This window comes from Nocardioides sp. P4_G10 (assembly GCF_056401175.1).
The window spans coordinates 1-25,752 of the sequence record NZ_JBFUJV010000011.1; the positions used below are offsets into that span (position 1 = coordinate 1).

Consider the following 25,752-nt stretch of genomic DNA (forward strand, 5'->3'; position numbering starts at 1 on the left):
GCTCTACCTCGACGTCGGCAGCCACCCCGAGTACGCCACCCCGGAGTGCGACGACATCGTCGACCTCGTCACGCACGACAAGGCGGGCGAGCGCATCCTCGAAGGCCTGCTGCTCGACGCCGAGGCGCGCCTGCACGAGGAGGGCATCGCCGGCGACATCTACCTGTTCAAGAACAACACCGACTCCGCCGGCAACTCCTACGGCTGCCACGAGAACTACCTCGTCGGCCGCGCGGGGGAGTTCAGCAAGCTGGCCGACATCCTGATCCCGTTCCTGGTGACCCGGCAGATCGTCGTCGGCGCCGGCAAGGTCGTGATGACGCCGCGCGGGGCGTCGTACAGCGTGAGCCAACGCGCCGAGCACATCTGGGAGGGCGTCAGCAGCGCCACCACCCGCAGCAGGCCCATCATCAACACCCGCGACGAGCCGCACGCCGACGCGGAGCGGTTCCGGCGCCTCCACGTCATCGTGGGCGACTCCAACATGAGCGAGACCACCACGATGCTCAAGGTGGCGTCGTGCGACCTCGTGCTGCGGATGATCGAGGAGGGCGTGGTCATGCGCGACCTCACGATGGAGAACCCGATCCGCGCGATCCGCGAGATCAGCCACGACCCCACCGGCCAGCGCAAGGTCCGCCTGGCCAACGGCCGCGAGGCCAGCGCGCTGGAGATCCAGGCCGAGTACCTCGGCAAGGCCCGCGACTTCGTCGACCGTCGCCAGATCTCCACCCCGACCATCGAGCGGGCGCTCGACCTGTGGGAGCGCGGCCTCAAGGCCGTCGAGTCCGACGACCTCGGTCTCGTGGACCGCGAGATCGACTGGGTCATCAAGCTCAAGCTGATCGAGCGCTACCGCGCCAAGCACGGCCTGTCCCTCGGCGACGCCCGCATCGCGCAGCTCGACCTCGCCTACCACGACATCCACCGGGGGCGCGGTCTCTACTACCTCCTCGAGAAGCGCGGCGCGGTCGCCCGCGTGAGCAGCGACCTGAAGATCTTCGAGGCCAAGAGCGTGCCGCCGCAGAACACCCGTGCGCGCCTGCGAGGCGAGTTCATCCGTCGCGCGCAGGAGCGGCGTCGTGACTTCACCGTCGACTGGGTGCACCTCAAGCTCAACGACCAGGCGCAGCGCACGGTGCTGTGCAAGGACCCGTTCAAGGCGTACGACGAGCGGGTGCAGCGCCTCATCGACGGCATGTGACCTCCCCGTGACCTGCCCGCGCGGGCGTCACGGCGGTGTCGCGGCGGTGCGCGTGGGGTGTGCTGGATAGGGTGTCCGGGCAACGCCGACCGATCGAACAGGTGAATCCGTGTCTCGTGTACGTTCCGCTGCCCTCAGCGGTGTCCTCTCCCTCAGCATGCTCGGCCTTGCCGCGTGCGGCTCCGGCTCCAGCGACCCGCAGGAGGGCGGCGAGTCGCTCAGCTCGGTGACCATCGAGGGCGACCAGGGCTCGGAGCCGAAGGTCACCTTCGACGGCCGCCTCGACGGCTCGAAGGACGAGACCGAGGTCCTCGTCGAGGGCGACGGCGAGGAGGTCGCCGAGGGCGACACCGTGAAGGCCAACTGGTGGATCGGCAACGGCTTCACCGAGAAGAAGGCGCAGAGCACCTGGACCAAGGACGGTGCCCCGCAGTCGGTGGAGATGTCGGAAGACATCCTGCCGTTCCTGCGCGAGACGGTCATCGGCAACCAGGTCGGCGACCGAGTCGTGCTGCTCACCAGCGCCGAGGAGGCGTTCGGTGAGGGCGGGCGCCCCGACATCGGCATCGGCAACAAGGACGCTGTCCTGGCGGTCGTCGACATCCTCGGCCGGTCCGAGACGGTGCCGCCGCTCGACGGCCCGCAGGGCGAGGACAAGAAGCCCGCGGGCTGGGCGCCGGAGCTGGTCGAGAAGGACGGTGTCATCACCGGCCTCGACTTCAGCACCGCCCACAAGCCCAGCGGCAAGCTGATCGCCACCACCCTCGTGAAGGGCGACGGCGCCAAGGTGAAGGCCGGCCAGACCCTCACCGTCAACTACCTCGGCCAGGTCTACGACGCCGACAAGCCGTTCGACGAGTCCTACAGCGGCGAGCCGGCCGAGTTCCCGATCGGTGTCGGCCAGGTCATCCCGGGCTGGGACGAGCGCCTCGTGGGTCGCACCGTCGGTTCGCGCGTGATCCTCGAGATCCCGCCGGCAGACGGCTACGGCGAGCAGGGCAACGAGCAGGCCGGGATCAAGGGCACCGACACCCTGTTCTTCGTCGTCGACATCCTCGGCGCTTCCTGACCCGACCGACCGGCGCAGGGGAGAGGGGGACAGGCATGGTGCAGCCACGGGCAGAACGGCTGATGAACCTCCACATCCTGCTGCTCGGCGCCAAGCGCTTCATCGGCAAGGACGCGATCCGCGAGGCGTGCTACCCCGAGCACGCCCGCGGGCCGGCCGGCGACGAGGCGTTCGAGCGTGCTTTCGAGCGCGACAAGGACGCCCTGCGCCAGATCGGCGCCGTGATCGAGGTCGGGAGCGCTGACGCGTTCTTCGACGACGAGATCGGCTACCGCATCCCGACCGAGCAGACCTCGCTCCCCGAGATCCGGTTCGAGTCCGACGAGGCGGCCGTGCTCGGGCTGGCCGCCCAGGTCTGGCAGCAGGCGACCCTCGCGAAGGCGACGGGCCGGGCGCTGGCCAAGCTGAAGGGACAGGGCGTCGAGATCGACCCGTCACGCCTCGAGGTCGTCGCCCCGGCCATCACCGCCGACGAGCCGGCCTTCGAGCCGCTCTGGGACGCGATCGGCAAGCGTCGTCAGGTCAGCTTCCCCTACCAGCGCGCCGACGAGACCGCACCCACCACCCGACGGCTCCAGCCCTGGGGTCTCGCGCGCTCCTCGGGCCGTTGGTACGTCGTGGGCTTCGACGTCGACCGCGGTGCCGAGCGCGTCTTCCGGCTGTCCCGCATCGTCGGCACCGTCCGTGCCAGCGGCAAGTCCGGGGCGTACGACGTCCCGCCAGGCACCGACGTGCGCGAGGTCGCCCGGCGGCTCTCGCCGTCGTACCCCTCCGTCCGGGCCGAGGTCCGGGTGCGGCAGGGCACCGGCGTCGGCCTGCGGCGGCGAGCGGAGTCGTTGACGCCGATCGCCGACCGCCCCGGGTGGGACGCCGTGGTCGTCCAGGGGCCCGTGCACGAGCTGGCCGACGAGGTGCTCACCTACGGCGCCGACGTGGTCGTGGTGGCGCCGCAGTCCCTGCGCGACGACGTCGTCGCCCGGCTCCGCGCCGTGGCCTCATCGCGTGAGTCGTCATGAGCCACCCCACGAAGCTCTCGTCCTCCCCCGCTTCGCTCCTCCGGTCGACACCTCCGAGGGGACCCCGACCATGACCGCGCAGACCGGCGACACCGCGCCCGACCAGGTGGCGCGCCTGCTCGCGCTGGTGCCCTACCTCCTGGCACGCGGCGAGGTGCGCCTCGAGGACGCCGCCGCCCACTTCGGCACCCACGCGGACCAGATCGAGCGCGACCTGCGGCTGCTGTTCATGACCGGGGTGTCGCCCGGGCTGCCCGGCGACCTCATCGAGGTCGACCTCGAGGCACTGGAGGGCGACCGGATCATCCGGGTCGACAACGCCGACTACCTCGCCCGGCCGGTGCGTTTCTCGCCCGCCGAGGCCACCTCGCTCGTCGTGGCCTTGCGCACGATGGTCGACACCGCCCCCGCCGAGGCACGCGAGGTCATCGAGCGGACCCTGGCCAAGCTCGAGGAGGCCGCCGGCCAGGACGGCGAGGGCCTGCTCCGCCTGCACGTCACGCCGACGCCGCTCGAGAGCAGCGCCGTCGTCCCGGTGCTGGAGTCGGCGCTGGCCCACGGCCACCAGGCCGAGATCACCTACCACGTGCCGTCCCGCGACCGGGAGTCCCGCCGCGTCGTCGATCCCCGCGGGCTGGCCCGGGTCGAAGACCTGCTCTACCTCGACGCCTGGTGCCACACCGCCGGGGGCGACCGCGCCTTCCGGGTCGACCGCATCGTGGCCGCCACGGAGCTCGACAGCCCCGTCGCCGACCCGGGCGCACGCGCCCGCGACCTCACCGGCGGCTGGTTCACCGACGCCGAGACCACGACCGTCACCCTGCGCCTGGCACCCCCGGCGCGCTGGGTCGTCGAGTACTACCCGGTGACCGGCCGGCGACCGGGTCCCCACGGCACGATCGACGTCGACCTCGAGGTGGCCAGCGAGGAGTGGGTGAAGTCCCTGCTCCTGCGCCTGGCGCCCCACGCCGAGCTGCTCGCACCGGCCGCGTACGCCGACGCTTTCACGACCGCGGCCCGGGCGGCGCTCCGCATGTACGAGGACGACGGCGTAGACTCCGACTGACCCCCAGCACGTGATGCACCACACCACCAATGACGGAGTGACCCACATGATCAACCCGATGATCGGCATGCCGCAGGGCCTGGAGTGGCTCGTGATCCTGGCGATCGTGGTGCTCGTGTTCGGTGCCGCCAAGCTCCCCGACCTGGCCCGCAGCTCGGGTCAGGCGCTGCGCATCTTCAAGACGGAGACCAAGAGCCTCCGCGACGACGAGGACGACGACAAGACCCCGGAGCAGCGCGAGATCGAGGCCCGCAACGAGGCCCGCGACCCGGCCGCGGGTGGCGAGGTGCGCAACGACACCTCCGGTGAGGTGCTGCGCGAGCGGCGCGACGACACCACCGCCTGATCGCCGGAGTCCAGATTGAGGATCGCCGGTCTCGTCGGCCTGTTCAAGGGGCCGTCGTCCGACGCCGTCGGCCCCGACGGGCGGATGGCACTCGCCGACCACTTCCGCGAGTTCCGCGCGCGGCTGCTGCGCTGCCTGCTGGTGTTCGGCGTCGCGCTCGCGGTGGCGATCGTCTTTCGTCACGCGATCTACGACGCGGTCTACGGCCCCTACCAGGAGGCCCAGAAGACACTGGCGGCCGGCACGTCGATCGCCACGACCAGCGGCGCAGGCGCAGGCCTGCTCCTCTGGCTGACCCTGTGTGGCTTCGCCGCCGCCATCGTGACCGCGCCCTACTGGCTCTACCAGATCTGGGCGTTCGTGCTGCCCGGGCTCTACGCCCAGGAGCGGAAGATGAGCCGCGTCTTCGTGGCCGTCGCCGGACCGCTCTTCCTCACCGGCATCGTCCTGGGCTACGTCACCCTGCCGATCGCGCTCGAGGTGCTGATCGGCTTCAACCCCGACGGCGTCACGAACCTGATCGACTTCAACGACTACCTGCAGTTCTTCACCCGCACGCTCTTCGTGTTCGGGCTGGCCTTCAACATCCCGGTCTTCGTCGTGCTGCTCAACTTCGCGGGCGTGGTGAAGGGGTCCGCCCTCAAGGCCTACCGACCGTGGATCGTCATCGGCACCTTCATCTTCGCCGCCGTCGCGACCCCCTCGGCCGATCCCTTCACGATGACCCTGATGGCGGTCCCGATGGTGCTGCTGTTCTTCGCCTCCGAGGCCATCGCGCGGTTCAACGACAAGCGCCGCGCCCGCCGCGCTCCCAACGCCGGCCTCTCGCCGGACGAGCTGTCCTCCATCTGAGGCCCCCCAACCGGTTCTGACAGGGTGGACCCATGCAGGCCACCCTCACCGACATCGACCCGTTCGACCTGCCGGAGTGGCTCGGCACCGGCGACGTGGTCTGGCGCGCCGACGAGGGCCTCCAGACCGGGCACCTCGTCCGCGGTCGGCTGGCGGCGGACCAGTCCGACCACCTGGCAGGGGCGTCGCAGGAGATCGTGTGCGACCTGCTGGCTGTCGACGAGGCCTACCCGGAGCCGGTCGTGGACGACGCGACCCGGCTGCGGGTCCACCAGGCGTGGCGCCACGGGCAGGTCGTGATCGGCGAGCACGGCTCGCGCATGGTCCTGGCCGTCCCGGGGACCCGCTTCGGCCCCGAGCTGGTGCTCGACGCCCTCGGCCGGCTGGCCCGCGCAGTCGGAGCACGCGCCGAGCGGTACGCCGTCCTGCTGCGGCTGGGCTGACCGCCACCGCCGTCCGGGCGTACGGGAGAGTCGAGCCGACCGGTCGGTGCCGGGGGATAGGTTGGCGCCATGCACGACCCGGCTGCGCCCGACCGCCTCGTGCGGGGGCGGGAGATCGCCCTGCTGACCAACCCGACGTCGGGTCGCGGGCGGGGAGCACGCCACCGCGACGTCGCCCTGGCCCGGCTGCGGGAGAGCGGCTTCGTCGTGCGCAACCTCGCGGGTCGCGACGCCGACGAGGCGGCCGACCTGGCGCGTGCGTGCGTCGCCGACGGGGTCGAGGCTCTCGTGGTGTGCGGCGGCGACGGCCTCGTGCACCTCGGGGTGCAGGCCGTGGCCGGCACCGGCGTACCCCTGGGCGTGATCCCCAGCGGCACCGGCAACGACTTCGCGCGCTACCTCGACCTCCCGCGCACCGATCCCGTGGCGGCTGCCGACCGGGTCATCGCCTCGCGGCGGCGCACCATCGACCTGGCCCGCAGCGGCGACCGGTGGTTCGTGACCGTGCTCGCCGCCGGCTTCGACGCGATCGTCAACGAGCGGGCCAACGCGATGACCTGGCCCCGTGGCCAGATGCGCTACAACCTCGCCACGCTCGCGGAGCTCCGCACCTTCCGCCCGATCCCCTACGTGCTGCAGCTCGACGGCGAGACCGTCGAGCACGAGGCGATGCTCGTCGCCGTGGGCAACGGACCGTCGTTCGGGGGCGGGCTCCGGATCACCGAGGGCGCCCTCCTCGACGACGGGCTGCTCGACGTCGTCGTCATCACCCGGATGAGCAAGCCCAAGCTGGTCCGCTCCTACCCGCGGCTGTTCACCGGGAGGATCGACGGCGTGGCGGAGTACGTCCACCGGCGGGTGCGGACCGTCACTGTGGCGGCGCCCGGCATCGTGTCGTACGCCGACGGCGAGCGCTTCGGCCCGCTGCCCCTGACCGTCGAGTGCGTCCCCGGCGCGCTGGACGTGATTGCATGAGGACCTGATGAGCGAGCACGACGACCAGCCCACGCCCGCCGAGCGCTACGCCGCGTTCCAGCGCGAGAAGCCCTTCCCGATGCTCAAGGACTTCGAGGGCCTCTACGGCTTCGAGCTCGACGACTTCCAGCTCCGCGCCTGCCGGGAGATCGAGGACGGACGCGGCGTGCTCGTCGCTGCCCCGACCGGGTCCGGCAAGACGGTCGTGGGCGAGTTCGCCATCCACCTGGCGCTCCAGACCGGACGCAAGGCCTTCTACACGACGCCGATCAAGGCCTTGTCCAACCAGAAGTACCACGACCTGGTCAAGCGCTACGGCGCCGACAAGGTCGGCCTGCTGACCGGCGACAACGTGATCAACGGCGAGGCACCGGTGGTCGTGATGACCACCGAGGTGCTGCGCAACATGCTCTACGCCGGATCGCGCACGTTGCTCGGCCTCGGGTTCGTGGTCATGGACGAGGTGCACTACCTCGCCGACCGGATGCGCGGGGCGGTGTGGGAGGAGGTCATCATCCACCTCCCGGAGTCGGTGACGCTCGTGTCCCTCTCGGCGACGGTCTCCAACGCGGAGGAGTTCGGCGAGTGGCTGGCCACCGTCCGCGGTGAGACCACGACGATCCTGGAGGAGAAGCGGCCGGTGCCGCTGTTCCAGCACGTCATGGTCGGCCGCCGCTTGCTCGACCTCTTCGCCTCCTCCGACGTCGACGCCAGCGCCGGCTTCGTGAAGGAGGGCGCGCCGGTCAACGACGAGCTGACCCGCATCGCCCGCGACGACTGGGCGAGCTCGCGGCTGATGCGCGACCGGCGTTCGCCGCGCAAGGGCAAGCCCGGGTCGCCCAAGAACCCCCGATCGGTGGGCAACGGACGCCGGGTGTGGATCCCGAGCCGCGTCGAGGTCGTCGAGCGCCTCGACCGCGAGGGCCTGCTGCCGGCGATCGTGTTCATCTTCAGCCGGGCCGGGTGCGACGCGGCCGTGACCCAGCTCGTGCAGGCCAACACCCGCCTGACGACCGCCGCCGAGCGCGACGAGATCTTCGCCCGGGTCGAGGAGGCGTCACGCACACTGCCCGAGGAGGACCTCCACGTCCTCGGCTACCACGAGTTCCTCGACGGGCTGACCCGCGGCGTCGCCGCCCACCACGCCGGGCTGCTGCCGGCGTTCAAGCAGGTCGTCGAGGAGCTGTTCCAGGAGGGCATGGTCAAGGTCGTCTTCGCCACCGAGACCCTGGCCCTCGGCATCAACATGCCCGCCCGCACGGTGGTGATCGAGAAGCTGTCGAAGTGGAACGGCGAGACCCACGCCAACCTGACGCCGGGGGAGTACACCCAGCTCACTGGTCGCGCGGGGCGGCGTGGCCTGGACATCGAGGGCCACGGCGTCGTGCTCTACCAGCCGGGGATGAACCCCGGTGAGGTCGCCGGCCTCGCCTCCACCCGCACCTACCCGCTCCGCTCCTCCTTCCGGCCGTCCTACAACATGGCGGTCAACCTCGTGCACCAGTTCGGCCGGGCGACGTCGCGTGAGCTGCTCGAGCAGTCCTTCGCCCAGTTCCAGGCCGACAAGGCCGTCGTCGGGCTGGCCCGGCAGGTGCACAAGGCCGAGGAGGCCCTCGACGGCTACCGCGAGGCCGCGACGTGCCACGTCGGCGACTTCATGGAGTACGCCGCCCTGCGCCGGCAGATCTCCGACCTCGAGAAGGGGGCCGCGCGGGAGCGTCGCATGGACCGCCGCGAGGAGGCGATGCGGTCGCTCGGGAAGCTTCGCCCCGGCGACGTGATCCACGTACCCGCCGGCAAGTTCAGCGGCCTCGCGGTCGTGATCGACCCGGGCCACTCCGGCGACGAGCCACGCCCCTACGTCCTCACCGCCGACCGCCAGGCGCGGCGCCTCGCACCGATGGACTTCCCGACCCCGGTGGAGGCCATCGGGCGGCTGCGGATCCCCAAGTCGTTCAACGGGCGCAACCCGGCCATGCGGCGCGACCTCGCGACGGCACTCCGGTCCAAGGCCCACGACCTCGACGCGCCGGGGGAGCGGCGCGCCAAGCAGCGCGACTCCTTCGGCGACACCCCGACCGACCGGGAGGTCGCACGCCTGCGCACCGAGCTCAAGGCGCACCCCTGCCACCAGTGCCCCGAGCGCGAGGACCACTCGCGGTGGGCGGAGCGCTGGTTCAAGCTCCAGCGCGACACCGAGACCCTGAAGCGGCGGGTGGACAACCGCACCAACACGGTCGCCCGCACCTTCGACCGCGTCTGCGACGTCCTGGCCGCGCTCGGCTACCTCGAGGGCGACAAGGTCACCGAGAAGGGTTCGCACCTGCGGCGGATCTACACCGACATGGACCTCGTCGCCGCCGAGGCGATCCGGGCCGGGCTGTTCGACGGGCTCGCCCCCTCCGAGCTGGCCGCCGTGCTGTCGGCGCTGGTGTTCGAGGCCCGGCGCGCCGACGACGCCACCTCGCCCAAGATGCCCGGTGGCCAGGTGCGGCCCGTGCTCGGCGAGCTCGTACGCCTCTGGGGCCAGCTCGACGCGCTCGAGCGGGACCACCACCTCGACTTCCTCCGCGAGCCCGACATGGGCTTCGCCTGGGCAGCGTGGCGCTGGGCCGAGGGCGACGCCCTCGACGACGTGCTGATGGTGACCGGGCTGTCCGCCGGCGACTTCGTGCGCTGGATGAAGCAGCTGCTCGACCTGTGCGGCCAGGTGGCCGACGCGGCGGGCGAGAAGGAGCTGCGCGAGACGGCGCGGGCGACCGCCCGGCTGCTCAAGCGCGGCGTGATCGCCTACAGCGTGCTGGCCGACTGACGCGCGAGCGAGTCGACGGGCTCGCTGCGGTGCGGGGTCGGAACCGGCCACCCCGTGATGTGGAAGGCTTCCGGCCATGGCCACCGGCGACCGCCTCCTGCTGCTCGACACCGCCTCTCTCTACTTCCGGGCGTTCTTCGGCGTTCCCGACTCGGTGCGGGCGCCCGACGGCACCCCCGTCAACGCCGTGCGCGGACTGATGGACTTCATCAGCCGACTCGTGGGGGAGTACGACCCGACGCACCTGGCGTGCTGCTGGGACGACGACTGGCGACCGCAGTGGCGCGTCGACCTGCTTCCGTCCTACAAGGCCCACCGGGTGGTGCGCGAGGTGCCGGGGCCGAAGCCGGACGTCGAGGAGGTGCCCGACCCGCTCGAGGCGCAGATCCCGATCATCCTGTCGGTGCTGGAGGCCTACGGCATCCCGGTCGTGGGGCACGCCGAGATGGAGGCCGACGACGTCATCGGAACCCTCGCCACCGACGCCGGCATGGCGGTCGACATCGTGACCGGCGACCGCGACCTCTTCCAGCTCGTCGACGACGCCGCCGAGGTGCGGGTGCTCTACGTCGCGCGCGGCGTCAGCAAGCACGAGCGGGTCGACAATGCGTGGGTGCGCGGCAAGTACGGCGTCGACGCCCACCAGTACGCCGACCTCGCGACACTGCGCGGGGACGCGTCCGACGGCCTGCCCGGGGTCGCCGGCGTGGGGGACAAGACCGCTGCGACGTTGCTCAACAGGTTCGGCACCATCGACGCCGTCATCGCCGCGGCCGGCGACCCCGACTCCGACATGGGCCCCGGACCGCGCGGCAAGATCAAGGCGGCCGCCGACTACCTCGCCGTCGCGCCGCGCGTGGTCGCCGTACGCCGTGACCTCGACCTCGGCGGGCACGACCTGACCCGTCCCCGTACGCCTGCCGACCACGACGCGGTCGTCGCCCTCGATGCGCAGTGGGGGCTCGGCTCGTCTGCCGTGCGCCTGATGGAGGCGCTGTCCGGCTCGCACTAGTGTGTCGCGCGTGAACTCCTCCGAGGTCGAGTCCAAGGACCGGCAGATCCTCGCGCTGCTGGCCGCTGACGGGCGCATGTCCTTCACCGACCTGGGCAAGGCGACCGACCTGTCGACGTCCGCGGTGCACCAGCGTGTCAAGCGTCTCGAGCAACGCGGGCTGATCACGGGCTACGGGGCGACCGTCGACCACGACCAGCTCGGTCGACCGCTGACGGCCTTCATCTCTATCACGCCGATCGACCCGTCACAGCCCGACGACTACCCCGACCGGCTCAAGGGCATCACGGAGATCGAGTCGTGCTGGTCGGTGGCCGGCGAGGAGTCCTACATCCTCAAGATCCGCGTCGCCACGCCGCTCGCGCTCGAGGAGCTGCTGGCCCGGATCCGCGCGGTCGCGAGCGTCTCCACCCGCACCACGATCGTGCTGTCGACGCCTTTCGAGAACCGCCCCGTCGAGAACCGTCGCGTCGACTGACCGCGGGATGGTCGACCGTCGCACGCTGCTGCTCGACGCGGCCCTCGAGCTGGTCGGGACCCAGGGGATGCGCGGGCTGACGCACCGCGCCGTCGACGCGGCCGCCGACCTGCCTGCGGGGTCGACGTCCAACTACTTCCGCACCCGTGAGGCGCTGGTCCTCGGCATCGTCGAGCGGTTCATCGTCCGCGAGCGGGAGATGGCCACCTGGCCGCGCGACGAAGTCGACCCGACGCCGGCGGGTGTCGCCGAGGCCCTGGGCCGCTTCGTCGACCGCGCGCTGGGTCCCGACCGGATGGTGACGCTCGCCCGCTACGCCATCCTCGTCGAGACCGCACAGAACCCCGGACTGCGCGCGGGGATGGCGTCCGGTGCCGACCAGGTCGACACGTGGTCCCTCGACCTCGTCACCCGCGCCGGCTCCCTCGACCCGCAGCGCGACCTCGGCGTCCTCGCCAACTACGTCACCGGGCTCGTGCTCCACGAGCTGGCGCTGCCCTCACCCGACCTCGATGCCGCGACGCGGATCCGTGCCGTGATCGACACCCTGGGCTGGCCCGGCGCCGATCGCTCTTGACCGCCGCCTCACTACAGGCGTAGTTTCCAGGGATGCGAGGTCCCTGGCCGTGATGGTCACCGCCGCGGTGCGGGACCTGACCCGCGCCCACCGACAGGGCTTCGTCGAGACCCTCGAGCGGCTCACCCCCGACCAGTGGGAGAAGCCTTCGCTGTGCAGCCAGTGGCGGGTGGTCGACGTGGCCGCCCACCTCGCGTGGGCCCCCGTCCTGGGCGTGGGTGCCGGCGCGGCTGCCATGGTCCGGCACGGGTTCTCGATGAACCGGATGATCGCCCGATCGGCCGTCGGCTGGTCCGAGCGCGGCCGAGACGCCGTCCTCGCCCAGCTGCGCGACAACGCGCGGACCGGCGCGACCCCGATCGGCATGCCCCCGGTCGCCGCCCTGGCCGACGCCGTGGTGCACGGGCTGGACGTACGCCGCCCCCTGGGGCTCCCGGGACAGGTGCCCGTCGAGTCGCTCGCCCCGCTCGCCGGGTTCGGCCTCGGCACGCCCTGGCCGATGAACGTCGTCGTCGGCGGGAGTGCGCGACGCCGGGTCGCCGGCGTACGCCTCGTGGCGAGCGACACCGACTGGACGTGTGGGTCCGGCCCGGATGTCCTGGCGCCGGCCGAGACCCTCCTGCTGGTCCTCTACGGCCGCCCCGTCGCTCCCGAGGAGCTCACCGGCCCCGGCGCCCCGGCCCTCCTCGCCCGGCTCTGACAAGCCTCTGCGTGCGGCAGCGATCCCCGGTCGGCCGGGGATCGCTGAACTTGTCAGGCCGTGCACGGGCCGACAACCTCCAGGAAAGCCTGACAACCCTGGGTCAGGCCGCTTCCGTACGGAACAGCCGGCGGATCCGGGCGGCTGTCTCGTCCGGACGGTAGAGGTCCGCCCAGACCAGGCGGATGCACCGCCATCCCGTGAGCTCGCAGATGAGCGACTCGCGTGCCTTCTCGCGGAGCACACAGTCCGTCACGCTCTCGCCCAGGCGCCGGCGCTCCTCGTACTTGACCCTGCCATCGAACTCGAGGAACACACCCAGCGTCGGCCACGCCAGGTCCACGCGCGCGATCTCGCGTCCATGTGCGTCGTGGATCGCGTAGTTCGGGATCGGAGCCGGCAGCTGTTGGGCCCAACAAAGGAACCGTGAACGCGTCTCGCCGACGGACTCCGACCGTCCGTCCGCCAGCCGCAGGACCAGGTCGGTGGTGAGCGTCCGTGGCCACTCGGTCATCGATGCATACCGCTCGCGCAGCAGCTCCGGCGTCGTGAGCCTGCGGTGCAGCAGGTGGTCGATCTCGACGAGCGCGTGCTCGACGTCCAGCACGGTGGTCAGCTCGAGTGCGGTCCTGGTGGCACTCATCGTCGTGACACCGTCGAGGTGGACGACGTCCCCCGGCTGGAGCCGGCCTCGGTGCTGCACGATGCCTGCTTCCGCGCGACCCGCCCGGTGGTCCGTCCGCGTGAGGTGGACCTGCGTCATGTCCAGGTCCCACATCGGAGCGCCGTGCTCGTTCGCAGCACTGATGTGGCTCAGCGCGACGTCGGTGCGCGCCTGTCGCAGGGCAGCGCGGCACAGCACGGCGTACCTGTCGTTCGGGCTCAGGTCGGCCCAGGCGTCGCCCAGGACATAGGCACCTCTTCGCACACGCACCCACGCGCCGGACTTCACGAGCATCGAGATGGCGTGGTCGTGGTAGCCGAGCGCCAAGGCTTCGTGGCGGGTGAAGACGCCATGGTCCGAGATGAGCTTGCGCAGCCGGAACTCCATCGCGCCACCGTCGCATCGCCTGACGTGCTGCGTAGGCCGAACCGCGTCCGCCTGTGGATAGACGCACGATCGTCTGACCTGTGGACAGCTCACGGCTCTGATGGGCGTACGAAACCGCGCCTCAGCCGCGCGACCCCACGACGTTGTCAGGCTCTTCCGGACGTTGTCAGGCCGTGCACGGGTCGACAAGCTCAGCGATCCCCGGCTGACCGGGGATCGCTGAAGAGGAGCGGAGCGGAGCGACCCCCGAGGACCTACCAGGCCTGGAGGGCGGCGGTGCGGCGGGAGGCCTCGGCCATCTCGGCAGCCTTGAGCGAGGCCTCGTCGAGGCGCCCGTGCTGCTCCCACCACTGCTGGCCGGACTCGGGGAGGGTGTGGATCGGGTCGTAGTACTCGTAGTAGCGCGACAGGGCCTCGACGTCGTCGGCCTCGATCGAGGTGCGGTAGTTCTTCGTCCAGTAGGAGATGCCGTGCTCGGTGTCGTAGTCGGCGTTCTGGTGCACCCAGCGCTTGCCGACGAACGGCACGTCGCACACGATGCGCGGCGTCGCGAAGCCCGGCAGGTAGCCCATGATGTGGTGCTGCAGACGCTGGGCGTCGGCGAGCGAGACCCGCCAGTGCTCCGAGAACGGGATCATGTCGCACATGTAGAAGTAGTAGGGCATGATCTGCGCGCCGTCGAGGAGCCGGAAGCACAGGTCGAGCAGGGCGTGCGGGTCGGCGTTGACGCCGTCGAGCAGCACCCCCTGGTTGCGTACGTCGCGCAGGCCGGCGTCGAGCATCGCCCGCGAGGCCTCGGCCACGATCGGCGTGATGGAGTTCGCGTGGTTGGCGTGGGTGTGCATCGCCAGCGAGACGCCGCGCGAGCGGGCGACGGCGGCGACGCGGGCGACGCCCTCGACCACGTCGGGCTGCAGCCAGTGCTGCGGCAGGCCGATGAGGGCCTTGGTCGCGAGCCGGATGTCGCGGATGTTGTCCACCTCGAGCACCGACATCAGGAACGCCTCCAGGCGCGGCCACGGCATGTTGGCGACGTCGCCACCGGAGACCACGACATCGCGCACGGACGGCGTACGACGCAGGTAGTCGATCATGTCGCCGAGCCGGTCGTTGGGCTTGCCGGCGAACTTCAGCTTGTCGATGACCGCGGTCGAGTTGCCGACGAGGTCCATGCGGGTGCAGTGGCCGCAGTACTGCGGGCACGTCGGCAGCAGCTCGGCGAGCACCTTGGTGGGGTAGCGGTGGGTGAGGCCCTCGGTCGCCCACATGTCGTGCTCGTGGAGCGAGTCGCGCGCGGCGTGGGGGTGGGAGGGCCAGTCGGTGCGGCGGTCGCTGAAGACCGGGACCATGTAGTGGCGCACCGGGTCGGCGTAGAACGCCTCGGTGAGCGAGCCCGGGCCCGCCGGCGTCACGGTCGGCACCATCGTGTTCATCATCTGCGGCGGCACGAGCATCGACATCGTGGCCCGCTCGGCCTGGTCGCGCTCGAGGTCGGCGTAGAAGCGCTCATCGAGGAGGTCGCCCATCAGCTCGCGGAGCTGCTTGACGTTCTTGATGCAGTGGGCGCGCTGCCACTGGACGGAGGCCCAGTCCGCAGCGGTCACGTCGGACCAGCCCGGGAAGCGCGTCCAGTCGGGCTCGACGAGCTCGACCCGCTGGTAGGGGTAGGGCTGGCCGGTGGCGAGTGCCTCCTCCAGCGAGGTGGCGGTCTCGATGCTCATGGGTTCTCCTCGCGGTGGCCCCGGACCGCGGTGGGCGGCGGGGGTCAGGTCTGACGGCGCGCCGGTTGTGTGTGCGGCGACACATCTGGGAGAGTACGTGGAGAACATGCGGCGCGTCCAATGCCACGCCGCAAGATTTGCGGTTCTACGCGACGAACCTAGAAGGATGCCCTGCATGAACACCTCCTCGGACATCCAGGCGGACGTCCGCACCAGCGACCCGACCGGCCTGCACCGTGTCCTCGACGACGGAGCCGTGCTGCCCCAGGCCGCCCGGCGGCTCGACACCCGCGCGGAGCTCTGGCCCGACGAGGTGCGCATCCGCGTCGAGCGGCTCAACCTCGACGCCGCGTCGTTCCGCCAGCTCGAGCGCAAGCACACGAAGTACGGCGAGAAGCACGGCGACGCCGTCCGCGCCGAGGTGCTCGACATCGTCGCCACCCGCGGCAAGATGCAGAACCCCGAGACCGGCTCCGGCGGGATGCTCGTCGGCACGGTCGAGGAGGTCGGTCCCGAGTCGCCGCTCGGCCTCGCGGTGGGGGACCGCGTCGCGACCCTGGTCAGCCTCACGCTGACCCCGCTCGTCATCGAGGACGGCCTGGCCCGCTGGGACGGCGACAGCGAGCAGGTGCCGTGCGACGGATACGCCGTGCTGTTCGGCCGCTCGATCGCCGCCGTCATCCCCGACGACCTCGACCCGGCCCTCTCGCTCAGCGTGATGGACGTCTGCGGCGCTCCGGCTCTCACCGCCCGCCTCGTGGAGGAGTACGTCGCCCGCGGGCACGCCCCGGTCGTCGCGGTCATCGGGGGAGCGGGCAAGTCCGGCTCCCTCAGCCTGGCCGCCGCCCGCAAGTCCGGCGCCTCCCGCACGATCGGCGTCGTGCCCCACGAGGCCGAGCACGACCTCCTCACCGCCGCCGGCCTCGCCGACGCCGTCGCGGTCTCCGACGCCCGCGACCCGATCGCGCTGCGGGACGCCGTCACCGCCGCCGGCGGGCCGGCCGACGTCACCGTCGTGTGCGTCGACGTCCCCGGGTGTGAGGGCGGCGCGATCCTCGCCACCGCCGAGGGCGGCACCGTGATCTTCTTCTCCATGGCCACCAGCTTCAGTGCCGCCGCCCTGGGCGCCGAGGGCCTGGCCGCCGACGTGCGGATGCTCGTCGGCAACGGCTACGTCCCCGGCCACGCGGCCTACGCGATGGAGCTGCTGCGGGGCGACGCCGGTGTCCGCGGACTCTTCGAGCGGAGGATCTGACATGGCCCGCCCCACGAGCGCCCTCGGCATCGACCGCGGCGACGTACGCCGTGCCCGCACGCTGGCCCGCCAGGTCGGCAAGCCGATCGTCGACCTCGCCCAGCGCCACACCACGGTGAGCGTCGAGCGCGCCACCCTGCGGCTGGCCGGGCTCGGCGGCGCCGACCCGGACGGCACCCCGTGGGTCAACCGGCTCGCCGACGTCGTACGCGCCGACGTCGGGCTCGAGCACGGCGTCAGCCTGCCGGTGTGGGACGCCCTGCTCCGAGGCGAGGGTGACGACCTGCTCACGCTCGCCCAGAAGGCGGCCGCCGGCTCGGTGACGTTCCGCGTGCCCGAGGGCAAGGACGCGAAGCGCGCGAGCACTGCCGCCCGCAAGGCGGTCGGGGCCGGCATCAAGCAGGTCGACCGGCAGCGTGTCGCCCGCGAGCGGATGATCGCGAAGGTCGGGGACGCCCCGAGCAAGCCCTGGATCTACCTCATCGTCGCCACCGGCGACATCCACGAGGACATCCCGCAGGCGCAGGCCGCCGCCCGCGAGGGTGCCGACGTCATCGCCGTGATCCGCTCGACCGGCCAGTCGCTGCTCGACTTCGTCCCGGAGGGCGCCACCCGCGAGGGCTTCGCCGGCACCTACGCCACCCAGGAGAACTTCCGCCTGATGCGGGCCGCCCTCGACGAGACGTCGAGGGAGCTCGGTCGCTACGTCCGCCTCACCAACTACGCCTCCGGGCTGTGCATGCCGGAGATCGCGGCGCTCGCCGGGCTCGAGCGGCTCGACATGATGCTCAACGACTCGATGTACGGGATCCTCTTCCGCGACATCAACCCGATCCGCACCTTCGTCGACCAGCGCTTCAGCCGCCAGGTCCACGCCCGCGCGGGGATCATCATCAACACCGGCGAGGACAACTACCTCACCACCGCCGACGCGATCGAGGCCGCCCACACGGTCACGACGAGCCAGCTGCTCAACGAGTACTTCGCCAAGGAGGCCGGGCTCGAGGACTGGCAGCTCGGCCTGGGCCACGCCTTCGAGATCGACCCCGAGGTGCCCGACTCGTTCCGGCTCGAGCTGGCCCACGCCATGCTCGCCCGCGAGCTGTTCCCGGACGCGCCGCTCAAGTGGATGCCGCCCACCCGGCACATGACCGGCGACATCTTCAAGGGCTACCTGCTCGACGGCTTCTTCAACCTCGTCGGCGCCATGACCGGCCAGGGCATCCTGCTCGTCGGCATGATGACCGAGGCGGTCGTGACGCCGTGGATCTCTGACCGCGACCTGGCCCTGCAGAACGTCCGCTACGTGATGAACGCCGCCGGCAACCTGCGCGAGGACTTCCACCCCTCGCCCGACGGCTTCATCGCCTCGCGCGCCCGGGAGGTGCTGGGCGAGGCGATCGGCCTGCTCGAGGACATCAAGGCCGACCGCAGCGTGCCGGGGGAGCCGCCGCTGCTCTCGGCGATCGCCGACGGCACCTTCGGCCTGATGAAGCGCCCGGCCGACAAGGGCAGGGGCCTCGACGGCGTCGCCGAGAAGGCGCCCGACTACTACAACCCGGCGACCGAGATCCTGGAGGAGAAGTGAGTCTGATCCGCCCGTATGGCGACACGACCGGCGACGGCATGGTGCAGCTGTCGTTCACCCTCCCGATCGAGCACTCCAAGGTCGCCGAGGGCGCTGCCGCGCAGCTGGCCAACAAGATGGGCATGGACCCGGCCCTGGTCGTCCACGCCAAGCCGATGGGGGAGGGCTTCACCTTCTTCGTCGTCTACGGCCGGGTCAACCACCTCGTCGACCCCAGCACGGTCGAGGTCGTGGAGCGCGACTACCCGCTGCTGACGCCCAAGGAGGCCAACGCCGCGATCAAGCGGTCGATGCGGCGCCGCCTGGTGGTCGTGGGCGGCTGCATCGGCACCGACGCCCACACCGTCGGCATCGACGCGATCCTCAACATCAAGGGGTTCGCCGGGGAGAAGGGCCTGGAGTACTACCGCGAGCTCAAGGTCGTGAACCTCGGCGCCCAGGTCTCCGTCCCGCAGCTCGTCGAGGCCGCCCGCGAGGAGAAGGCCGACGCCGTGCTCGTCTCGCAGGTGGTCACCCAGCGCGACGCCCACCTGCTCAACACACGTGAGATGTCCGCGGCCTTCCGCGAGGCCTACCCGGCCGCCAAGCGCCCCCTGCTCGTCGTCGGCGGACCCCGCTTCGACGAGACGATGGCCGGCGAGCTCGGTGTCGACCGCGTCTTCAGCAGGGGTACGACGCCGGGCGAGGTCGCGTCGTTCATCGTCCACCGACTCACCCAGGAGAAGGCCTCATGAACGACCGCACCGGCACCGTGGTCACCCACCGCCGCTACGTCCCCTACTCCCACGCCCACTACGCCGGCAACCTCGTGGACGGGGCCTACAGCCTCGGCCTGTTCGGCGACGTGGCCACGGAGATGTGCATCGTCCTCGACGGCGACGAAGGGCTGTTCGCGTCCTACTCCGACGTCCAGTTCCGGGCGCCCGTCCGGGCCGGCGACGTCCTCGAGATCACCGCGACGCTGGTGAAGGAGGGGACCCGCAGCCGGGTGATGGACTTCGCCGTGAACGTCGTCGGGAGGGGCGTTCCGAGCGACGCCGCACCGGGGCGCGCGGACGTCCTGGACCCGCCGGTGGTCGCCACGACCGCCACGGGCACGGTCGTCGTCCCGCCCACACCGCGCGACTGATACCCCATCGTCGGCGTGTCATGCGCCGACACGCCGACGGGGCTGAGATTTGTCGGACGAGTTTCGCCCGGCCCCCGGTCCGTTGACCTGCAGGAACGCACGTCGTCGCAGGTCAGGGACGTGTTGACACCTCCTCGCGAGGACGAGAGGGTTCCGGGGTCCGCCTGTGCAGCTCGCGGGTGGCGCCTTCGGCAGAGCGGAGACGAGCGTGGGGCACGCGGAGCCAGCGGTGCCCACCGCCCGTCGACCGGTCGACGGCGCCCCGCGGGGGCTGGATGCGGGAGGGACCACAGGGCCGTAGACAACTTCGCGCGCTCGTCAGCCAGACGAGTGCGTGTTGGTCCGAAGCCCCCCGGTTCCTCCCGCACCGCTGCAGGCGCTCGATCCTCCCCATCGGGCCGTCGGCTACGGTCTGTGCGTGTTGCTCCGCTGCCTCCTCGCCCTCGCCGGCGGGCTCGTGCTGGCGGCGGCGTTCGAGCCGGTCGGCTACTCGTGGCTGATGCCCCCCGCGATCGCGGTGCTCGTCCTGTGCGTGCGCGGCCTGGAGCCGCGTCGGGCGTGGCTCCCGAGCCTGGTCTTCGGGGTGGGTTTCGTCTACGCCGTGATGGTCTGGATGCGCTCGGTCGGCACGGACGCCTGGATCGCGATGTGCGCCATGGAGGCGGCCTTCTTCGTGCCCCTCGGCATCGGGATCTCGTGGAGCATGCGGGTGCGCGCGTGGCCGGTCCTCGCCGCGCTGTGGTGGGTCGGGGTCGAGACGTTGCGCAGCGGGTTCCCCTTCAGCGGGATGCCGTTCGGCCGGCTGGTCTACGCGACGGCCGGCACCCCGTGGGCCGACGCCCTGCCGTGGATCGGCATGGTCGGCGTCAGCTTCCTCGTCGCGCTGACGGGCACGACGCTCGCGTGGGTCGTGCTGCAGGTGCGCTCGCCCACCCGCACGACGTACGCCGTCGTGGCCGGGCTGGCCGTGGTGACCCTCGCGCCCGCCCTCGTGCCGTTCCCACTCGAGCGCAGCGGCACGGCCACGGTCGCGGCCGTGCAGGGCGACGTGCCCGGCACGGGCCTCAACGTGCCGGCCGTCCACCGCGAGGTGACGGCCAACCACGTGCGGCTCACCGAGGACCTCGCTGACGCGGTCGCCGCGGGGGAGAAGCCGCTCCCCGACTTCGTGGTCTGGCCGGAGAACTCCACGGCCGTCGACCCGTTCCTCGACACCGAGGTCCACGCCGGCATCGTCGCGGCCTCCGACGCGATCGGCGTGCCGATCCTCGTGGGCGGCACCAACAGCAACCCGCTCGACGACACCCAGGTGCTCAACCAGGGGATCGTCTACCAGCCGGGCCTCGGCAGCGGCGACCGCTACACCAAGCGGCACCCGGTGCCCTACGGCGAGTACATCCCCTTCCGCGGCAGCAGCTGGATGCCGTCGACCTACGGCCGGCTCACCGAGGTCCCGCGCGACATGGTCCGCGGCACCAGCCTGGAGCCGATCCGGATCGGCGGCCTGCGTGTGGCCGACGCGATCTGCTTCGACGTGGCCTACGACGAGGGCATCGCCGGCCAGGTGTCGCGAGGCGCCGAGCTGGTCACGGTGCAGACGAGCAACGCGATGTTCAGCCGCACCGGCCAGCTCGCGCAGCAGTTCGAGATCAGCCGTCTGCGGGCGCAGGAGACCGGACGCTGGGTGGTGGTGGCCGCGATCAACGGCATCTCCGGCGTCGTACGCCCCGACGGCACCGTCGTCGCCTCGGTCCCGGCGCGCGGGCAGGAGGTCCTCGTGGAGGACGTCGGCCTCAGCACGACCCGCACCCTCGCCGTCCGGCTCGGCGTCTGGCCGGGACGACTCGTGATGCTCTTCCTCGTCCTGCACACAGCGGTGGTGCTCATCACCTATCGTCGTCGCCGGCAGCGCGACCGCGTCGGCCACGAGCTGCAGCAGCCCCTGCAGCCCCCGCAACCAGTGGAGCGAGGTACGCCCGCGTGAGTGTCGACGGCCTTGGCCGCTGCGTGATGGTCGTCCCGACCTACAACGAGTCGGAGAACCTCGAGTGGATCGTCGGGCGGCTGCGTGCCGCCCAACCCGGCGTCGACGTGCTGGTCGTCGACGACAACAGCCCCGACGGCACCGGTGACCTCGCCGACCGCCTGGCGGCCGCCGACCCGGCCGTGAAGGTCGTGCACCGCACCGAGAAGGCCGGACTGGGCGCCGCGTACCTCCACGGCTTCGACGTCGCGCTCCGCGCGGGCTACGACGTCATCGGCGAGATGGACGCCGACGGCTCCCACCAGCCCGAGCAGCTGCAGCGGCTCCTCGACGCGCTGCACACCGCCGACCTCGTGATCGGCTCGCGCTACGTCCCGGGCGGGTCGGTGGTCAACTGGCCCGTCCAGCGTCTGCTGCTCTCGCGCGGCGGCAACCTCTACGTCCGGCTGCTGCTCGGCATCCGCGTCAAGGACGCCACCGCTGGCTACCGCCTGTTCCGTCGTACGACGCTCGAGGCGATCGACCTTGGCTCGGTGAGGTCTACTGGATACGTGTTCCAGACCGACCTCGCCTACCGCACCGTGAGCCGTGGCCTCCGCCTGACGGAGGTGCCGATCGAGTTCATCGAGCGCGAGCGCGGCGACTCCAAGATGAGCGGGCACGTCGCGAGCGAGTCGCTGCGGATGATCACCCGGTGGGGGCTCTCCGAGCGTCGCCGGCAGCTTCGACGGGCCAGGGCGCGGGCATGACCGCTCCCACCCCGCCCACAGGTCCGCGACGCCGCCGCCGATGGGTGCGCCCGGTCCTCGCCGTCGCGTTCGTCGTCGTGCCGCTGGTCGAGATCTGGGCCATCCTGCAGGTCGGCCAGCTCGTCGGACCCTGGTGGACCATCGTCCTGCTCGTCCTCGACAGCATGCTCGGCGCATGGCTGATCAAGCGTGAGGGCGGTCGCGCGTGGATCGCCCTGCGCGAGGCGCTCCAGAGCGGCCGGATGCCCGCCCGCGAGATCGCCGACGGAGCCCTGATCCTCATCGGCGGCACGCTGATGCTCAGCCCCGGCTTCGTCCTCGACATCGCCGGGATCGTGCTGATCCTGCCGTTCACCCGGCCGGTGGCACGCCGACTGCTCACCAAGCTGGTCGAGCGCCGTCTGGTGGTGGCGCCCAGCTTCGGTACGCCGTTCGGACGCCCGGGGGGCGGACCGGGGTTCGGCCCCGGGTTCGGAACCGGTTTCGGTCCCGGAGACGACGAACGCCCCGGACCGGGGCCCGGAGGCCCGGTGGTCCGGGGCGACGTCGTCGAGTGAAGGGTCTCGCAGGCACCTGTCAGGTGATCAGCTGACCCGCTTCTTCTTGTTGGCGCGGTGCAGGTGCGCCGGGCCGATCTCGCCGCCGCGCAGCAGCTCGAGGCGCTCCTTGAGGATGTCCTCGAGCTCCTTCTCCGAGCGACGCTCCAGGAGCATGTCCCAGTGCGTACGAGCCGGCTTCTCGACCTTGGCCTCCGGGAGGATGCCCGCGGTGCTCAGCGCCTCGGCGCCGCAGCGCGGGCACTCCCACACTGCCGGGATGTCGGCCTCGACCGACATCGTGACCTCGAAGTCATGTCCTTGCTTGCACCGGTAACCGACCTGCTGACGAGCTGCGAACTCGATGCCGCGCTCATCCTCGAAACTCTGGCCGCCGAGCCGTGCGCCACGTAGTGTGCGCTCCGCCACCGTGCCCACCTCCATTGGGTTGCTGACACCCGTTGTGTTGTGTTCGGGTTCTCCAGGTGCAACGAGCCAGACCGTGGATCGTGACGCCGCTCATGACGACGCGGCTCGGCTGCGCCTGGAACTTCTACGATCTTCAACGGTAGCGGGGACACCACAATTCCGTGGATTCGTGGTGGTGTGGGCCACGCTCAGGCGAGACGAACTTCACCCCAGGGGGTGATGTCTGCCTTCCGGGGTGCAGGTCGTCGGTCGCTCAGATCACGGCGGGCACGTCGTTGCCGGCCTCGCGGATGCCCCGCTCGGTGTCGACGCGGGTCAGCAGCAGCCCACCGATGACGAAGAAGGCGATCAGGGCGAACAGCGCCGGCCGGTAGGAGTCCGTGATGGCCAGCACGATGCCGAAGGTCGCGGTGCCGAACCACGACGTCCCGCGATCCATCGCGTGGTAGAAGCTGAAGTACTCCGCCTCCTTGCCCCGGGGGATCAGGAGCGAGAAGTACGACCGGGCGAGCGCCTGGGTGCCGCCGAGCACGATGCCGATCGCGACGCCCATCAGCAGGAAGAGCGCGACGTTGCCGGCGGGCAGGAACAGGCCCGCGGTCACGATGACGCACCAGATCACGAGGCCCATCAGGATGGTCCGCTTGGCCCCGATCCGGCCCGCGAGCCGGCCGAAGAGCAGCGCACCGCCGAAGGCGACGAACTGCACCATGAGGATGGTCGCGATCAGGATCGTCTGGCCGTGGCCGAGCTCCTCGGAGCCGTAGACCGACGCGGAGGCGATGACGGTCTGGATCCCGTCGTTGAAGAACAGGTAGGCGATCAGGAACGTCAGCGCCATCGGGTACTGGCGCATGTCGCGCAGGGTGGCGACGAGCTGGCCGAAGCTGCGGCGGATCGCGTTGCCCTCGACCTGCTCCACGGCCACGGGCGGGTGGTCGTTGAGCCGGAGGTAGGGGATGAAGGTGAACCCGGCCCACCACACGGCGGCCGACAGCATGCACAGGCGGGCGGCGAGCGCCTCGTCGAGCCCCAGGGCCTCGTGGCCGAGGTAGACCGCCAGGTTGAGCACGAGCAGGAGGCCGCCGCCGAGGTAGCCGAACGCCCAGCCGCGCGAGGAGACCCGGTCCCGGTCGTCCTCGTCGGAGATGAGCGGGAGGATCGAGTCGTTGACCACGCCGGCCGCGCCGAAGAACAGGTTGCCCAGCACGATGCCGACGGCGGCGAGCTGCCAGTTGTCACCGGTGGCGAAGAAGATCAGGGCGGCGAAGAACGAGCCGATCCAGGCCAGGGTCGCCAGCAGCCGCTTCTTGTTCGCGACACGGTCGGCGTACGCCCCCAGCGGCGGCAGGACCAGCGCGGACAGGATCGTGGAGACCGTGATCAGCCAGAAGAACAGCGAGTCCGGCGGGAGCGAGAGCCCGGCCACCTCGAAGCGGCCGTCCTCGCCGCCGACGGCGTTCTCGGCGAGGTTGATGAAGTACGGGCCGAAGAAGACGGTGCCGATGGTGGTCGTGTAGGCGCTGTTGGCCCAGTCGTACCAGTACCAGGCCTTCTGCTCCCGGGCCTGCTCCAGCGGCTTGAGGTTGGCGATCCCGCCGTCCACGTCGGTCATGCGTTCCCCTCCATGCGGTCCCCGGACCTCACAGGTCGGGGCCGTTCCACTGTCCGCGTGCGCGGAGCACGTCCCTGAGTATGTCCGTGCGATCGGTCATGATGCCGTCGACACCACGGTCCAGGAGGGCGTTCATCTCAATTGGGTCGTCGATGGTCCACACGTGCACCTGGACGCCTACCGCCTGCGCCCGTCGTACGAGCCCGCGTGAGACCACGAGCACCCGACCGCGGCGGTGGGGCACCTGCAGCGCCACCGGCCGACCGCGGGTGAGCCACCGGGCGAGCCGGGCGCTGGGGGAGAGCACGTAGGCGACCACCTCGAGCGGGTGGGCGGACGTGGCCACCCGGCCTCCCGTGCGCCGGCGGAACGCGTTCATCCGGCGGCCGGAGAACGAGCCGACCAGCACCCGGTCCCACGCCTGGTGCTCCTCGATGAACTCCGCGAGCGAATCGACCGCGTCCTCGGACTTGATGTCGATGTTGAACCGCGCGCCCGGGAGGGCGTCGAAGAGGTCGGCCAGGGTCGGCACCCGCTCCCGCCCGCCGATCATCGCCTGCTGCACCTCGTCGTACGTCGAGTCCGCGATGCTGCCGGTGCGGTCGGTCACCCGGTCCAGGACCGTGTCGTGGAAGGCCAGCAGCACCCCGTCGCTGGTCACGTGGACGTCGGTCTCGAGGTAGGTGTAGCCCAGCTCCACCGCATGGGTGAACGCCGCGAGCGTGTTCTCGAGGCCCTCGATGTCCGGGTGGTAGGCGCCGCCGCGATGGGCGAAGGCCAGCGGGCGTCGGGCGTCGAGGTAGGCCGGTCCAGTCGGGTGCGGTGGTTCCACGCGAGAAGTATGGGGGTCAGCGGTACCGTCGGGGGATGGAGAGCATGACGTGTCCCCGGTGCGGTGTCGAGATGGATCAGCGGACCCTTGGCGAGGCGACGGTCAGCTCGTGCCCCGAGGGGCACGGGGTGTTCCTCGCGCGCGCCGACCTGGGCATGCTGGTCGAGGCCGAGAACGACTGGCACCGCAACGCGGGCCAGCACACCGCACCCCTGCCCCGCATCACCGCTGACATGACCGCCCCGCCTGCCGCCGGCAAGGTCTCACGTGCCTGGGTGGAGACCCTTTTCAACTGAGCGTGACGGTCGCTGCG

General features: G+C 71.2%; 26 protein-coding genes. 21 read left to right on the forward strand and 5 right to left on the reverse strand.

The annotated features are described in order from the left end of the window. From pafA to AC1DP1_RS12810, 13 genes are all read left to right on the forward strand, one after another. Positions 1–1,204, forward strand: a 1,204-nt coding sequence (pafA, locus tag AC1DP1_RS12750) for a Pup--protein ligase (protein WP_477507160.1), incomplete at its 5' end; no start/stop codon positions are given. Positions 1,205–1,313: 109 nt separating this feature from the next. Further along, a complete protein-coding gene (locus AC1DP1_RS12755) occupies positions 1,314–2,273 on the forward strand; it encodes an FKBP-type peptidyl-prolyl cis-trans isomerase (protein WP_300053334.1) in 960 nt (319 codons plus the stop codon). A 35-nt stretch (positions 2,274–2,308) separates the two neighbouring features. Beyond that, the gene (locus AC1DP1_RS12760) at positions 2,309–3,289 is read left to right on the forward strand and encodes a helix-turn-helix transcriptional regulator (protein WP_477507161.1); all 981 of its coding nucleotides are present in this window, start codon (positions 2,309–2,311) and stop codon (positions 3,287–3,289) included. Positions 3,290–3,359: 70 nt separating this feature from the next. Further along, positions 3,360–4,355: a helix-turn-helix transcriptional regulator gene (locus AC1DP1_RS12765; protein WP_477507162.1), complete on the forward strand. Its 996-nt coding sequence runs from the start codon at positions 3,360–3,362 to the stop codon at positions 4,353–4,355. Positions 4,356–4,401: 46 nt separating this feature from the next. Then, positions 4,402–4,701 carry a Sec-independent protein translocase subunit TatA gene (gene tatA, locus AC1DP1_RS12770; RefSeq protein WP_300053672.1) on the forward strand — a complete coding sequence of 100 codons (300 nt, stop codon included), beginning with the start codon at positions 4,402–4,404 and terminating at the stop codon, positions 4,699–4,701. 15 nt (positions 4,702–4,716) lie between these two features. After that, positions 4,717–5,553, forward strand: coding sequence for a twin-arginine translocase subunit TatC (tatC, locus tag AC1DP1_RS12775; protein WP_477507163.1), 837 nt, complete (start codon positions 4,717–4,719; stop codon positions 5,551–5,553). 32 nt (positions 5,554–5,585) lie between these two features. Continuing rightward, positions 5,586–5,996 (forward strand): hypothetical protein, encoded by a 411-nt coding sequence (locus tag AC1DP1_RS12780; protein WP_477507164.1) that lies wholly within the window; start codon positions 5,586–5,588, stop codon positions 5,994–5,996. 69 nt (positions 5,997–6,065) lie between these two features. Then, positions 6,066–6,971 carry a diacylglycerol kinase gene (locus tag AC1DP1_RS12785; RefSeq protein ID WP_477507165.1) on the forward strand — a complete coding sequence of 302 codons (906 nt, stop codon included), beginning with the start codon at positions 6,066–6,068 and terminating at the stop codon, positions 6,969–6,971. Between the two features lie 7 nt (positions 6,972–6,978). Next, entirely contained in the window at positions 6,979–9,783 is a 2,805-nt protein-coding gene (locus AC1DP1_RS12790) for a DEAD/DEAH box helicase (protein WP_457190097.1), read from the forward strand. A 76-nt stretch (positions 9,784–9,859) separates the two neighbouring features. Next, the gene (locus tag AC1DP1_RS12795; protein WP_477507166.1) at positions 9,860–10,795 is read left to right on the forward strand and encodes a 5'-3' exonuclease; all 936 of its coding nucleotides are present in this window, start codon (positions 9,860–9,862) and stop codon (positions 10,793–10,795) included. A gap of 10 nt (positions 10,796–10,805) precedes the next feature. Continuing rightward, entirely contained in the window at positions 10,806–11,273 is a 468-nt protein-coding gene (locus AC1DP1_RS12800) for an Lrp/AsnC family transcriptional regulator (protein ID WP_477507167.1), read from the forward strand. Between the two features lie 7 nt (positions 11,274–11,280). Then, the gene (locus AC1DP1_RS12805; protein ID WP_457190103.1) at positions 11,281–11,850 is read left to right on the forward strand and encodes a TetR/AcrR family transcriptional regulator; all 570 of its coding nucleotides are present in this window, start codon (positions 11,281–11,283) and stop codon (positions 11,848–11,850) included. 52 nt (positions 11,851–11,902) lie between these two features. Continuing rightward, positions 11,903–12,550 (forward strand): maleylpyruvate isomerase family mycothiol-dependent enzyme, encoded by a 648-nt coding sequence (locus AC1DP1_RS12810; protein ID WP_477507258.1) that lies wholly within the window; start codon positions 11,903–11,905, stop codon positions 12,548–12,550. Between the two features lie 103 nt (positions 12,551–12,653). On the opposite strand, the gene AC1DP1_RS12815 is transcribed toward AC1DP1_RS12810, so the two are convergent. Continuing rightward, positions 12,654–13,601: a type IV toxin-antitoxin system AbiEi family antitoxin domain-containing protein gene (locus AC1DP1_RS12815; protein ID WP_477507168.1), complete on the reverse strand. Its 948-nt coding sequence runs from the start codon at positions 13,599–13,601 to the stop codon at positions 12,654–12,656. Positions 13,602–13,855: 254 nt separating this feature from the next. Then, positions 13,856–15,322, reverse strand: coding sequence for a KamA family radical SAM protein (locus AC1DP1_RS12820; RefSeq protein ID WP_477507169.1), 1,467 nt, complete (start codon positions 15,320–15,322; stop codon positions 13,856–13,858). Between the two features lie 175 nt (positions 15,323–15,497). Here AC1DP1_RS12820 and kdd point away from each other — a divergent pair, with 175 nt between their 5' ends. The 7 genes from kdd to AC1DP1_RS12855 all read left to right on the forward strand — a co-directional run bounded on the left by kdd (position 15,498) and on the right by AC1DP1_RS12855 (position 22,584). Beyond that, positions 15,498–16,577, forward strand: coding sequence for an L-erythro-3,5-diaminohexanoate dehydrogenase (gene kdd, locus AC1DP1_RS12825; RefSeq protein WP_477507170.1), 1,080 nt, complete (start codon positions 15,498–15,500; stop codon positions 16,575–16,577). Position 16,578: 1 nt separating this feature from the next. Then, positions 16,579–18,165 carry a lysine 5,6-aminomutase subunit alpha gene (kamD, locus tag AC1DP1_RS12830; protein ID WP_477507171.1) on the forward strand — a complete coding sequence of 529 codons (1,587 nt, stop codon included), beginning with the start codon at positions 16,579–16,581 and terminating at the stop codon, positions 18,163–18,165. Beyond that, positions 18,162–18,899 carry a lysine 5,6-aminomutase subunit beta gene (kamE, locus tag AC1DP1_RS12835; RefSeq protein ID WP_191195630.1) on the forward strand — a complete coding sequence of 246 codons (738 nt, stop codon included), beginning with the start codon at positions 18,162–18,164 and terminating at the stop codon, positions 18,897–18,899. The genes kamD and kamE overlap by 4 nt, the downstream gene beginning before the upstream one ends. Beyond that, positions 18,896–19,294, forward strand: a complete 399-nt coding sequence (gene kal / locus AC1DP1_RS12840) for a 3-aminobutyryl-CoA ammonia lyase (protein ID WP_477507172.1) — start codon at positions 18,896–18,898, stop codon at positions 19,292–19,294. The genes kamE and kal overlap by 4 nt, the downstream gene beginning before the upstream one ends. Before the next feature lie 418 nt (positions 19,295–19,712). Next, on the forward strand, positions 19,713–21,278 hold the full coding sequence (gene lnt / locus AC1DP1_RS12845; protein ID WP_477507173.1) for an apolipoprotein N-acyltransferase: 1,566 nt from the start codon (positions 19,713–19,715) through the stop codon (positions 21,276–21,278). A 26-nt stretch (positions 21,279–21,304) separates the two neighbouring features. Then, entirely contained in the window at positions 21,305–22,027 is a 723-nt protein-coding gene (locus AC1DP1_RS12850) for a polyprenol monophosphomannose synthase (RefSeq protein WP_457190166.1), read from the forward strand. Further along, entirely contained in the window at positions 22,024–22,584 is a 561-nt protein-coding gene (locus tag AC1DP1_RS12855; protein ID WP_477507174.1) for an FxsA family protein, read from the forward strand. The genes AC1DP1_RS12850 and AC1DP1_RS12855 overlap by 4 nt, the downstream gene beginning before the upstream one ends. A 27-nt stretch (positions 22,585–22,611) precedes the next feature. Here the strand turns inward: AC1DP1_RS12855 and AC1DP1_RS12860 are convergent, their stop codons facing one another. From AC1DP1_RS12860 to AC1DP1_RS12870, 3 genes are all read right to left on the reverse strand, one after another. Continuing rightward, positions 22,612–22,992 (reverse strand): RNA polymerase-binding protein RbpA, encoded by a 381-nt coding sequence (locus tag AC1DP1_RS12860; protein WP_191195626.1) that lies wholly within the window; start codon positions 22,990–22,992, stop codon positions 22,612–22,614. A gap of 253 nt (positions 22,993–23,245) precedes the next feature. Further along, positions 23,246–24,607 carry an MFS transporter gene (locus AC1DP1_RS12865; RefSeq protein ID WP_457190120.1) on the reverse strand — a complete coding sequence of 454 codons (1,362 nt, stop codon included), beginning with the start codon at positions 24,605–24,607 and terminating at the stop codon, positions 23,246–23,248. Positions 24,608–24,635: 28 nt separating this feature from the next. Continuing rightward, complete coding sequence (locus AC1DP1_RS12870; RefSeq protein ID WP_477507175.1) at positions 24,636–25,439, reverse strand: glycerophosphodiester phosphodiesterase family protein; 804 nt, start codon at positions 25,437–25,439, stop codon at positions 24,636–24,638. 44 nt (positions 25,440–25,483) lie between these two features. On the opposite strand from AC1DP1_RS12870, the gene AC1DP1_RS12875 reads away from it, so the two are divergent. Continuing rightward, positions 25,484–25,735 carry a zf-TFIIB domain-containing protein gene (locus tag AC1DP1_RS12875; RefSeq protein ID WP_477507259.1) on the forward strand — a complete coding sequence of 84 codons (252 nt, stop codon included), beginning with the start codon at positions 25,484–25,486 and terminating at the stop codon, positions 25,733–25,735. Positions 25,736–25,752 lie beyond the last annotated feature (17 nt).

Excerpts from the sequence above, each read along its gene's own strand:
- AC1DP1_RS12875 (WP_477507259.1), top strand. The coding sequence starts at position 25,484 with ATGACGTGTCCCCGGTGCGGTGTCGAGATGGATCAGCGGACCCTTGGC.
- AC1DP1_RS12820 (WP_477507169.1), bottom strand. The coding sequence starts at position 15,322 with ATGAGCATCGAGACCGCCACCTCGCTGGAGGAGGCACTCGCCACCGGC.
- AC1DP1_RS12790 (WP_457190097.1), top strand. The coding sequence starts at position 6,979 with ATGAGCGAGCACGACGACCAGCCCACGCCCGCCGAGCGCTACGCCGCG.
- kdd (WP_477507170.1), top strand. The coding sequence starts at position 15,498 with ATGAACACCTCCTCGGACATCCAGGCGGACGTCCGCACCAGCGACCCG.
- AC1DP1_RS12855 (WP_477507174.1), top strand. The coding sequence starts at position 22,024 with ATGACCGCTCCCACCCCGCCCACAGGTCCGCGACGCCGCCGCCGATGG.
- AC1DP1_RS12760 (WP_477507161.1), top strand. The coding sequence starts at position 2,309 with ATGGTGCAGCCACGGGCAGAACGGCTGATGAACCTCCACATCCTGCTG.
- AC1DP1_RS12785 (WP_477507165.1), top strand. The coding sequence starts at position 6,066 with ATGCACGACCCGGCTGCGCCCGACCGCCTCGTGCGGGGGCGGGAGATC.
- AC1DP1_RS12765 (WP_477507162.1), top strand. The coding sequence starts at position 3,360 with ATGACCGCGCAGACCGGCGACACCGCGCCCGACCAGGTGGCGCGCCTG.
- AC1DP1_RS12780 (WP_477507164.1), top strand. The coding sequence starts at position 5,586 with ATGCAGGCCACCCTCACCGACATCGACCCGTTCGACCTGCCGGAGTGG.
- AC1DP1_RS12795 (WP_477507166.1), top strand. The coding sequence starts at position 9,860 with ATGGCCACCGGCGACCGCCTCCTGCTGCTCGACACCGCCTCTCTCTAC.
- AC1DP1_RS12815 (WP_477507168.1), bottom strand. The coding sequence starts at position 13,601 with ATGGAGTTCCGGCTGCGCAAGCTCATCTCGGACCATGGCGTCTTCACC.
- kamD (WP_477507171.1), top strand. The coding sequence starts at position 16,579 with ATGGCCCGCCCCACGAGCGCCCTCGGCATCGACCGCGGCGACGTACGC.
- kal (WP_477507172.1), top strand. The coding sequence starts at position 18,896 with ATGAACGACCGCACCGGCACCGTGGTCACCCACCGCCGCTACGTCCCC.
- AC1DP1_RS12810 (WP_477507258.1), top strand. The coding sequence starts at position 11,903 with ATGGTCACCGCCGCGGTGCGGGACCTGACCCGCGCCCACCGACAGGGC.
- AC1DP1_RS12865 (WP_457190120.1), bottom strand. The coding sequence starts at position 24,607 with ATGACCGACGTGGACGGCGGGATCGCCAACCTCAAGCCGCTGGAGCAG.
- tatA (WP_300053672.1), top strand. The coding sequence starts at position 4,402 with ATGATCAACCCGATGATCGGCATGCCGCAGGGCCTGGAGTGGCTCGTG.
- AC1DP1_RS12805 (WP_457190103.1), top strand. The coding sequence starts at position 11,281 with ATGGTCGACCGTCGCACGCTGCTGCTCGACGCGGCCCTCGAGCTGGTC.
- AC1DP1_RS12850 (WP_457190166.1), top strand. The coding sequence starts at position 21,305 with ATGGTCGTCCCGACCTACAACGAGTCGGAGAACCTCGAGTGGATCGTC.